This window comes from Janthinobacterium sp. BJB426 (assembly GCF_002735705.1).
Classification (GTDB): Bacteria; Pseudomonadota; Gammaproteobacteria; order Burkholderiales; family Burkholderiaceae_D; genus Janthinobacterium.
The window spans coordinates 184,297-193,883 of sequence record NZ_PDZL01000012.1 but is presented as its reverse complement, the minus strand read 5'-3'; the positions used below and the strand labels follow the sequence as shown (position 1 = coordinate 193,883).

The window sequence follows — 9,587 nt, the reverse complement described above, 5'->3', positions numbered from 1 at the left end:
ACCGACAGGCGCGACTCTCATCGTGGCGCGGAGATCCATCTCCAACCAGACGCCGGATAGATTTAAGCAAGCCTACTCACATCATACAAAATCAGCTTGCAAAAAGGAGGGTGACCATAGATTTTTTCACGGCCAAAACGGGAGCATAATTTTCAGGAAATGTTGCCAAGAAGAATTAAATTGACGCTACAATAGCGGGGTATCAAGCAATGCCAAGCATCGCTCCGCCAGGGCCCCTACCCCGCCCTGATCATCAGCACGCATTTTTTGAACAGGATGACTGGCGCTGCCGGGCCCGATTGCGCTCCCGGCACGGCCACCACACGCACCATGTCCGCAGAAAAAACCATTACCGAAACGAGTTCCTACGGCAAGGAAACGCCCGTGGGACGTCCCGACGTCGACGGCCGCGCCGGCATTTTCGTGCCCACGGCGGAATTTGACATCAACAACACCACCACCATCCGCAAGGGCGCGGGCATTGTCGGCTTCGGCAACCTCGATGGCACCCTGACCGTGTATTTCGAAGCGAACCGCTTCGACGAAAGCAATCTTTACAAATGGGAACACAAGGCGCGCAAGGCGTATGACCGCATGGTCATGGGCGCGCCCACGGTGTCGAAGGCGAAAATCGATGCGCGCATGCTGGAACAAATCGGCATCATCGATGGCATGGGCATCAACCTCAAGCATCCGGAACGCCTGACGCACTGGCTGACGATCTCGAACGTGCCGGATACGGCGCCGGAAGAGCCTGTCGTGCGCTGGAAAAACCGCTAAGCGGCGCAGAGCGAGGCGGGGCGCCAGGCACGAGGTGTTGTCCTACACGGTGGCGGACATTCATCCGATGCCCAAAGGCATCAACTCATCCTATGATGAAAGCCTGACCACATTTCACACCACTCAGGAGTACGACATGTCCCGCCTCATCCCGATCAGCTTTGGTGCCTTGCAAATAGGTCTGGCAGCGGCGGCGATGTATATCCTGTGCTCGGCGGATGTACTGCACCAGGGTTCGGTCTATTTCCACTAGTAAAATGACAAAGCCGGGCAAGCAACGCTTGTCCGGCTTTGTCCTGCATGCAAGCACAATACACTAGCGGCGGCCGTGGTAACGGCCATGCCCGCCCCAACCGCCGCGGTGTCCACCGTAGCGCCCAAAGCCGAACATGAAGTCCAGCCCGATCGATACGGGCGGATTGTAATAATACGGTTGCGGCGCGTAGACGGGCGCCGGCACATACACGGGCTGCTGCACATACACGGGTTCATTCGTGTATTCCACGCGCGGTGCGCTCATCACGCGGCCCGACTGCACCGGCTCGGACGAGACCGTATGCCAGTCGTATGGATTGTAGGCTCCCTGCGGCGCGCGCGAACCGTAATACGCAGGACCGGGGGGCGCCACGACGCAGCCACCCAGGGCGGCCAGCGAGATTACTGCCAACAGGGTTTTCATCGCAATTCTCCTAATGTGTACTACCTTAATTAAGTACTATAAGAAATTACGCGGTGCTTTGCTGTGCTTTTACCGATTGTTACACGCCGACGCACGCCGCAACATGAAATGTAGCAAACGCGCCACAAACGGCCCATGCCGCATGTTTCCTCAGATAAACGGAACCGCGCAGGTATCGATGGCTTTGCCGGCCGCATCGTAGCGCTGCACGCACACCTGGTAGCGCACGCCGTAATCGAGCTCGACCTGCTCGACCTTTCCATACTTCAATTTCCAGCTGGGTTGCACTTGTTGCCGGCCAGCCAGCGCGGCCACATCCTGCGGAATCGCCATCGCCGTTTGCGTTTCTCCCTGGCGCGCATCCTGGCGCCGCGCCACGTCAATGGCCACGCTCACGGCCAGATCGACGCCGCCGTCCGCATAGCTCAGCGTGGGCGCGCCGCGCTGTGCCCGCATCACGCCCCAGGCGCAAGGCTTGCCGCCCGCTTCGCATTGCTTCAGCTGCGCCAGCGGAAAATATTCAGGAGCAATCTTGCCATCCTTGATGGGCCAGCTGGTTCGCACGCCATCGCGCTTACCCGTCAGGGGATTGTCCCAGCTCAGGCTATTCACGACGGCCACTGTCTGCCCCGCCTGCAAGCCCACGGGCGTGCCCAGCGAGGCGCAGGCGGAAAGCAGCAAGCCGCTGGCGGCCAGGAAGGAAAGTGTCAGGATGCGCTGCATGGTAGGCCTCTTGTAATGGGAGATCCCGAAGGTATGTTTCGAGGGTAACAGAATCGGCGGCGACAGTGCCGTTGGCTGGCGCACATAACAGTACGGGCGGCACCCTTGCAAGCGCCGCCCGTAGCGGAGTCGGCCATGCCGGGAGCCAGGCTCCCGGCGATATGTGGATCAGTCCAGCTTCCAGGCGTAATCGACTTTGGTCCAGGTTTGCGCTGCGGCGCCATCCTTGGTGCCCGGCTTGAACTTGCATGCGGACAGGGCCTTGATGGCGGCCTTGTCCAGGTTCTTGAAGCCGCTGCTCTTGTCGACTTTCGAATCGGCAACGCTACCATCGGCATTGACCAGGAAGGACATCGACACGGTGCCCTGCTCTTCGTTCATCAGCGAGGCTTTCGGATAGTCGGCCTTGCAATTCTTGGCATCGAACGATGCCGGTACCTCGGCCGCGAAGGCGGCGGAAGAAACGGACACCAGCAAGGCTGCTGCAACACTCATCAAACGCTTATTCTCAAACATGTGCTTCCCCATGATTATCAGATACGGTAATTACAACTTCCTGTGCGCTGTTGGCCGCGCTTAAAACTCTTCCCACTCGTCATTGCTGCCGGCGCCTGCCGCCTTGCGTGGCGCTGCAGCCGTCACGGGAGCGGCCGCTTCGGTCTTGCGTGTCAGCGACTTGACCGGGCGCAATGCCGGTGCCGGCTTGCGCACGGCAACGGGTGCGGCGGCAACAGGGGCCGGCACATACGCCGCCGGCTTCTCTTCGCCTTCGACCAGTTTGAAGATGCTGACCACGTGGGCCAGTTCGGCCGCCTGGTCCTGCAAGCTTTGCGCCGCAGCGGCTGCCTGTTCGACCAGGGCCGCATTTTGCTGCGTCATGCCATCCATCTCGATGATCGACAGGTTGACCTGTTCGATGCCGGCACTTTGTTCCTGGCTGGCACTGGCAATCTCGCTCATGATGTCGGTGACGCGGCGCACGCTGTCGACCACTTCGCCCATCGTCACGCCAGCCTGGCCGACCAGACGCGTACCGCGTTCCGTCTTCTCGGCCGAATCGTCGATGAGGATCTTGATTTCTTTCGCCGCGCCAGCGGAGCGCTGGGCCAGGTTGCGCACTTCCGACGCCACCACGGCAAAGCCGCGGCCTTGTTCGCCGGCACGTGCCGCTTCCACAGCTGCGTTCAGCGCCAGGATGTTGGTCTGGAAGGCGATGCCATCGATCACGCCGATGATGTCGACAATCTTCTTCGCCGATTCATTGATCGAACTCATGGTGTCAACCACTTGCGACACCACGGAGCCGCCCTTCAGGGCCACGTCCGAAGCGGTGGCGGCCAGCTTGTTGGCTTCACGCGCATTGTCCGCATTCTGTTTCACGGTCGAGGTCAACTCTTCCATGGCCGACGCCGTTTTTTCCAGCGCGCTGGCCTGCATTTCCGTGCGCGACGACAGGTCGATATTGCCGTCGGCGATCTCGCGCGAGGCCGTGCCGATGGTTTCCGTACCGACACGTACCTGGCCGACGATGCCCACCAGACTGTTGCGCATTTCCTTCATTTCCGCCAGCAGGCTGGAGGTATCGGAAGGCTGCGTGTGGATGCCGATCGACAGGTCGCCATTGGCGATGCTGCCGGCGATCGAGGCCGTGTAGTCAGGCTCGCCGCCCAGCTGTTTCAGCAGGCCGCGGGTAATCACCAGTGCCGCCGCCACGCCCATCGCCACGGCCAGTACGCCGAGGATGATCATGAACAGGCGCGCGCTGTCGAAGGCCTTGCGGGCGTCCGATTGCATCTGCTCGTTAAGCTTGTCTTCCAGCACGGCCAGTTGCTCCAGCGCTTCCATCCATTTTTTCTGTACCGGGCGGATTTCCTTGATCATCACGCGCGTGGCGCCTTCCGCATCGTTGGCCATCCACAGCGCGGACGCCTTGGCGATGGCTGGCATGGCGGCCGCTTCGTATTCCTTGATCGAGGTCAGCAGGGCTTTTTCTTCAGGAGTCGACTCGACGGCGAATTTCTCTTCGAGCTTCTTCTGCGTTTCCTGATAGGTACTGGTCTGCGTCTTGATACGCGCCATTTCAGGTTCCATATCGCCCGCGTCAGTCATCAGGGTCAGAATGCGCAGCGAGGTGATGCGGTCGCTGACGTTGCCACGCATGTCGATCACCAGGCGGGTGACGACGTTGTTGACATTGATCACGTGATCGAGACGTTCCTGGATTTGCGCCATGCGCGCGATGCCGAGGACGGTCACGGCCACCAGCAGAACCAGTACCAGGGCGAAACCCAGGCCCAGGCGGGTACCAACCTTCATTTTTGCTAAATTCATTTCGGCTCTTCGTAAATGAAACTATTGATAAGGATTTTTGCCCGGCACGACAAGACGAAGGCTGCGCAACACCGGCATCCGCCCTTACCCATTGGTATGCTGGCGGTCTCCGGCCGCACGCAGCCTGGGGTACTTCCTGATCTACAACAGCCCTGAAAACGCCAGTGACTGCGAATGCAAATTTGTTCCACATACTGAATTTTTGACACCGATGATGCGAGATCAACATCAAACATTCATATGAGAAATATTTGTCTATAATCAATTATAGGTGTAAATTTTGCCTCAAAGCAAGCAATAAGTACTTGAATAAATGGCTGATTAACTTTCTTCGGGGAAATGGCAACAACGCCGTTTCTTGCCCCATAGAAATGCCCCACGACAGTGCGGGCGTGCGCCGAAACAGCGCATTTACAACACATGGCGTAGCCATATTGCATCGTTTTTGGAGAGGTACTCAGAGGAGGGGGTAGTGCGGACAATACCAGTGCGCAAGGGCACCGGTATAGACAAGTTGGATTAGCGGTCCCAGCTGCAACGCATCACATAGGCGTGACCGTCTGTGCCGAAGACAAAGATGCTCCAGATGGCACCCAATCGATCAGCCAGGCTGCCCTGACCCGATGATACCAATTGATACCAGTGCGGCTCGCTACCGAACAGTTCGGCCAGTTCGGCCTCGAAACCATCATATAAACGGGCGTCGAGCGGCTCGCGGTCCGCCTCGCTCATCGGCAGCAGGCGCTCGAGCAGCCACTGGCGCGGCGTGCACAAGGCGCCGCTGCAGTCCATGCTCTCGATCGGCTGCAGGCGCATGCCGTCCGGCTGCAGCTTCAGCGTGCGGCACAGCGCGTCGAGCGATGCCTGCGGCGCGACGGGTCCCAGATACTCGCACAGAAACAGGCTGCCATCATCCTTCAATGCTGTGACAGCCTGCAGGTAGCCATGCAACTGCTGTGCATGGACGTGGACGTCGCCGCGCATCAGGCAGGCAGCGACAAGCGCGCCGCCGCTTCCAGCAGCAGGCGCGGATCACCCGACGCCAGCTTCTTGGAATCGGACAAGGTCTGGCGGAAGCCGCGCGCGCCGGGCAGGTTTTGCATCAGGCCCAGCATGTGGCGCGTGACGCTGTTCAGTTTTAATCTCCCCGCTTCCTTCTCCAGCTGCGCGCTGATATACGGAATCATCGCTTCAAGCACCTGATCGCGCGTTTTGACAGGCGTGTCGTCGCCGTAATAGCGCTGGTCGAACTGCGCCATCACGTACGGGTTGTGGTAGGCCTCGCGGCCCAGCATGACGCCATCGAGGTGCTGCAGGTGCAGGTCGATTTCATCCAGCGTCTTGATGCCGCCGTTGATAATGAACTCGAATTGCGGAAAATCACGCTTCAAGCGGTAGGCATAGTCATACTTGAGGGGCGGCACTTCGCGGTTTTCCTTCGGGCTCAGGCCTTTCAGGATGGCATTGCGCGCATGCACGATAAACGTCTTGCAGCCGGCGTCGGCCACGGTGCCGACGAAATCGCGCACGAAGTCATACGATTCGCTGTCATCGATGCCGATGCGGTGTTTCACTGTGACGTCGATGTCGACCACGTCGCGCATGGCTTTCACGCAGTCGGCCACCAGTTGCGGCTCGGCCATCAGGCAGGCGCCAAACGCGCCCTTTTGCACGCGCTCGGACGGGCAACCGCAATTCAGGTTGACCTCGTCGTAGCCCCACTGCTGGCCCAGCTTCGCGCTGGTGGCCAGGTCCTTCGGATCGCTGCCGCCCAGCTGCAGCGCCACCGGATGCTCGTCCTCGTTGAAGCGCAAATGGCGCTCCACGTCGCCGTAGACCAGCGCGCCCGTCGTCACCATCTCGGTGTAGAGCCAGGTATGGCGCGTGATTTCGCGGTGGAACTTGCGGCAATGGCGGTCGGTCCAGTCCATCATCGGGGCGACGGACAGGCGGCGGGAAGGCAAAGAAGAGGAAGTCATGGTGTCTACAAAAAACAGGAGCTGCAAATGACAAACCCGCTGCGCGCCTCACCGGTGAAGGAAAGGCGGAGCAACGGGCTTGAGCGTGGCATGGCCCGCAGGCCATGCACTACAACAGATTACGCATCACGCGACGCTTTTTTACGCTCGTGCTCTTTCAGGAAGCGCTTGCGCAGACGGATCGATTTAGGCGTGATTTCCACCAGTTCGTCGTCCTCGATGAATTCGACTGCGTATTCCAGCGACATCTGAATTGGTGGTACCAGGCGCACCGCTTCGTCGGTACCCGACGAACGCACGTTGGTCAGCTGCTTGCCCTTGATCGGGTTGACGACCAGGTCGTTGTCGCGCGAGTGGATACCGATGACCATGCCTTCGTAGACTGGGTCATTGTGCGACACGAACATGCGGCCGCGGTCTTGCAGTTTCCAGATCGCGTAGGCAACAGCGGCGCCGTCATCTTGCGAGATCAGCACGCCGTTACGACGGCCAGCCATTTCGCCACGGGTGTTGTCGACTGGCGCGTATTCATGGAATACGTGGCTCATCAAGCCGGTGCCGCGGGTCAGGGTCATGAATTCGCCCTGGAAGCCGATCAGGCCACGCGCCGGGATCAGGTACTCGAGACGCACGCGACCCTTGCCATCCGATTCCATGTTTTGCAGGTCGCCACGACGACGGCCCAGTTCTTCCATGACGCCGCCCTGGTTGACTTCTTCAACATCAACCGACAGGTTTTCAAACGGCTCGTGGCGCACGCCATCGACCATTTTGAAGACCACGCGTGGACGCGATACGGCCAGCTCGAAGCCTTCGCGACGCATGTTTTCGATCAAAATCGTCAGGTGCAGCTCGCCGCGGCCCGACACTTCAAAGATCGTGTCGTCGTCGGTTGGCGAAACGCGCAGAGCAACGTTGGCTTTCAGTTCGCGGTCCAGACGGTCACGCAGTTGGCGCGAGGTAACGAACTTGCCTTCGCGGCCAGCCAGTGGCGAGTTGTTGACCATGAAGTTCATGGTCAGGGTCGGCTCGTCGACGGTCAGCATCGGCAGCGGGTCCGGGGTATCGACTGCGCACAGGGTCGAACCGATGCCGATTTCGTCGATACCGTTGATCAGGCAGATGTCGCCGGCAACAGCTTCGTCAACCAGCACGCGCTCCAGGCCCTTGAAGTTCAGCACCTGGTTGATGCGGCCTTTGATAGGCGTGGCGCCTGGACCATTGATGACCAGCACGTCTTGACCAACTTTGACGGTACCGCGGTTGACGCGGCCAATGCCGATCTTGCCGACGTACGACGAGTAGTCCAGCGAGGTGATCTGCATTTGCAGCGGGCCTTCAGGATTGTCGTCGCGTACTGGAACGTGTTCCAGGATGGCGTCAAACATTGGCTTCATGTCGCCGCTGCGCACGTCTTCGGTCAGGCCGGCATAGCCGTTCAGGCCCGAAGCGTAAATGATAGGGAAATCCAGTTGCTCGTCGGTCGCACCCAGCTTGTCGAACAGTTCGAACGTCTGGTTGATGGCCCAGTCCGGGCGCGCGCCTGGACGGTCGACCTTGTTGACGATAACGATAGGCTTCAGACCCAGTGCCAGCGCTTTGCGCGTGACGAAACGGGTTTGCGGCATCGGGCCTTCTTGTGCATCGACCAGCAGCAGAACCGAGTCCACCATCGACAGAACACGCTCCACTTCGCCGCCGAAGTCGGCGTGGCCTGGGGTGTCGACGATGTTGATGTGGGTGCCTTCGTACTCAACAGCGCAGTTCTTCGACAGAATCGTAATGCCGCGCTCCTTTTCCAGGTCGTTCGAGTCCATGACTCGGGTGTCGACCGCTTGGTTTTCACGGAAGGTGCCGGACTGGCGCAGCAGCTGATCCACCAGCGTGGTTTTGCCGTGGTCAACGTGGGCGATAATGGCGATATTACGAATTGCGCGTTTTGTATTTGACATGGTCGTAGTAGTTACTGAAAAACTGCGGAGTGCGTACAAGGTGTACGAGATACCCGAATGCTAATCTATTTCCGGAACCGCGTAGTATAGCATGTTGCGTTGCAACGCTATCTAAAAATGCTGGCGGCTCCCGCAGTCGGGGACGGTTTGTTTAAAAAAGCGACACTGTTTAACGAGTGTCGCTGGGTAATATGACGTTGCTGTGACTTATTGATGCGCTGTGGCAATCAAGCGTTCCGGCGCCAGGATGCTGTATTCCTGCAACTGGCCCGTGCCCAGCAGCTTGCTGTCGTGATACACGCGCACCCTGCCCGGCTCGGCTGGCACGGCAACGTCTTCCTTGCCCAGCGCGATGCGCTGGCCATGCAGGAAACGCTTGGCCAATTCTTCCGTCAGCTGGACGGCGGGGAAACTTGACAATAATGCATCGACGGGCGCCAGCAGGCTCAGCGGCGCGGCATCCGCCGTCAACTCATCGAGCGTGACGACGCCGTCCAGCGTCAGGTTGCCCACCTGCGTGCGGCGCAAGGCGTTCAGATGGCCGCCGCAACCAAGGGCATGGCCGATGTCTTCGCCCAGCACGCGGATATAAGTGCCCTTGCTGCACATCACGGACAATTTCAGGAACGGGGCGTCATAGCCGAGGAACTCGAGCTTGTGGATGGTCACCGGGCGCGCTTCGCGCTCCAGCGTGATGCCTGCCCTTGCATACTCATATAAGGGCTTGCCGTCCCGTTTCAAGGCCGAGTACATGGGCGGCGTCTGCAAAATCGGTCCGCGGAACTGCGCCAGCACGGCTTCGATTTGCTCTTGCGTGACGTTGACATCGCGCGTTTCCAGCACTTCGCCCTCGGTATCGCCCGTATCCGTCGTCTGCCCCAGGTGTACCAGGGTTTCGTAGGTTTTATCGGCTTCCAGCAAGTCCTGCGAGAACTTCGTCGCTTCGCCAAAGCACAGCGGCAACAAGCCCGTGGCGAACGGATCCAGCGTGCCCGTATGGCCCGCTTTTTTCGCGTTCAGGACGCGCTTGGCCTTGATCAGGGCGTCATTGCTGGACCAGCCCACGGGCTTATCCAACAGCAAGACGCCGTCGACCAGGTCGCGCACCCGCTTGATGCCGGGCGGTTTCTTCGGACCCGCCAC

10 protein-coding genes are annotated in these 9,587 nt (G+C 59.5%); 2 read left to right on the top strand and 8 right to left on the bottom strand.

All coding sequences use genetic code 11. From position 1 onward, the window contains the following. Positions 1 to 330 precede the first annotated feature (330 nt). On the top strand, positions 331 to 780 hold the full coding sequence (locus tag CSQ93_RS19280; protein ID WP_099379409.1) for a hypothetical protein: 450 nt from the start codon (positions 331 to 333) through the stop codon (positions 778 to 780). Between the two features lie 37 nt (positions 781 to 817). After that, positions 818 to 1,033: a hypothetical protein gene (locus tag CSQ93_RS19275; protein WP_035825217.1), complete on the top strand. Its 216-nt coding sequence runs from the start codon at positions 818 to 820 to the stop codon at positions 1,031 to 1,033. Between the two features lie 63 nt (positions 1,034 to 1,096). Here the strand turns inward: CSQ93_RS19275 and CSQ93_RS19270 are convergent, their stop codons facing one another. From CSQ93_RS19270 to truB, 8 genes are all read right to left on the bottom strand, one after another. Next, positions 1,097 to 1,459: a hypothetical protein gene (locus CSQ93_RS19270; RefSeq protein ID WP_099379408.1), complete on the bottom strand. Its 363-nt coding sequence runs from the start codon at positions 1,457 to 1,459 to the stop codon at positions 1,097 to 1,099. A gap of 150 nt (positions 1,460 to 1,609) precedes the next feature. Next, positions 1,610 to 2,182: a hypothetical protein gene (locus CSQ93_RS19265; protein WP_099379407.1), complete on the bottom strand. Its 573-nt coding sequence runs from the start codon at positions 2,180 to 2,182 to the stop codon at positions 1,610 to 1,612. A 168-nt stretch (positions 2,183 to 2,350) separates the two neighbouring features. After that, the gene (locus CSQ93_RS19260; protein WP_233516259.1) at positions 2,351 to 2,698 is read right to left on the bottom strand and encodes an energy transducer TonB; all 348 of its coding nucleotides are present in this window, start codon (positions 2,696 to 2,698) and stop codon (positions 2,351 to 2,353) included. Positions 2,699 to 2,758: 60 nt separating this feature from the next. Further along, entirely contained in the window at positions 2,759 to 4,498 is a 1,740-nt protein-coding gene (locus CSQ93_RS19255; protein WP_099379406.1) for a methyl-accepting chemotaxis protein, read from the bottom strand. Between the two features lie 534 nt (positions 4,499 to 5,032). Further along, complete coding sequence (locus CSQ93_RS19250) at positions 5,033 to 5,497, bottom strand: hypothetical protein (RefSeq protein ID WP_099379405.1); 465 nt, start codon at positions 5,495 to 5,497, stop codon at positions 5,033 to 5,035. Continuing rightward, complete coding sequence (gene dusA / locus CSQ93_RS19245) at positions 5,497 to 6,492, bottom strand: tRNA dihydrouridine(20/20a) synthase DusA (protein WP_099379404.1); 996 nt, start codon at positions 6,490 to 6,492, stop codon at positions 5,497 to 5,499. The genes CSQ93_RS19250 and dusA overlap by 1 nt, the downstream gene beginning before the upstream one ends. A gap of 119 nt (positions 6,493 to 6,611) precedes the next feature. Next, a complete protein-coding gene (gene typA / locus CSQ93_RS19240) occupies positions 6,612 to 8,444 on the bottom strand; it encodes a translational GTPase TypA (protein WP_035825203.1) in 1,833 nt (610 codons plus the stop codon). A gap of 207 nt (positions 8,445 to 8,651) precedes the next feature. Further along, positions 8,652 to 9,587, bottom strand: a complete 936-nt coding sequence (gene truB, locus CSQ93_RS19235) for a tRNA pseudouridine(55) synthase TruB (protein WP_099379403.1) — start codon at positions 9,585 to 9,587, stop codon at positions 8,652 to 8,654.